Annotated in this window: 2 protein-coding genes; both read right to left on the reverse strand. The window is 56.1% G+C overall.

Features of this window, described 5'->3' with window-relative positions:
• Window positions 1–170, reverse strand: a 170-nt coding sequence (locus tag RTW80_RS26320) for a Gfo/Idh/MocA family oxidoreductase (protein ID WP_158414475.1), incomplete at its 3' end; no start/stop codon positions are given.
• Window positions 171–179: 9 nt separating this feature from the next.
• The coding region (locus tag RTW80_RS26325; RefSeq protein WP_312721021.1) for a sugar phosphate isomerase/epimerase family protein at window positions 180–841 on the reverse strand (662 nt) is incomplete at its 5' end.

The raw sequence follows: 841 nt of genomic DNA on the forward strand, positions 1-841 counted from the left end.
TTCCCGTATTTTTCTGCCAGCGCCTGCGCCTGGGAAAGGCGGCTGTCACAGACAGCCACCAGTTCCAGATCGTTGCGGGTGCAGTAGTACGAAGCATGAACCTTATCCGCCACCTGGCCTGCGCCTATTATCGCGACCCGCAGCGGAGAGCTTGTCATTGCACTTTTCACAAAGACCTCTTAGCAGGTACGCAACCAGGCCAACGAATCACGGTACGCCTGGGCAGGATCTTCCGCCCGGATACGCCCTTCGTACACTACATAGCCCTGATAGTTATCCGCGCGCAGCTGTTCAAACAGCGCGTGGAAATCCAGGGTGCCGCTGCCCGGCTGGTAGCGATGGTTATCCGCAATATGCACATGACCGAGCAGGTCGCGGTTGTCATGCAGCGCCTGCGCCAGGTTATCTTCTTCGATATTCATGTGATAGAAATCGCCGATAATCTGTACATGTTTAAGATCGTTTTCGACGATGTAACGGCGGGCATCGGCGAGGGTGTTGATCATATGATCCTGATAGCGGTTTAACGGTTCGAGATACACCACGGTTCCGGTACGCGCGGCGACCTGTTCCAGTACGCGCAGGGAATCACTCACCATTTTGCGGTCGCCGTCCAGGCTACGCGGCGAGGTCATCGGCGGTAAGCGGAAGGTAAACATGCCCCACGCAGCCGGAACGACGATGCCTTTACCGCCCACTTCTGCCAGCGCTTCGAGAATGCGCTCGATCTGCTTTAAGCCATTAAGACGACGCTCTTCGATAAAGTCGCCAATCCATCCGTCATAGCCACCGCAGGCGGTGGTCACCGGTAAACCGGTTTCTTTGATCGCCGCTTTGACTT

It is taken from the genome of Escherichia sp. AM3, assembly GCF_032029835.1.
In the GTDB taxonomy this organism is placed as follows: domain Bacteria; phylum Pseudomonadota; class Gammaproteobacteria; order Enterobacterales; family Enterobacteriaceae; genus Escherichia; species Escherichia coli.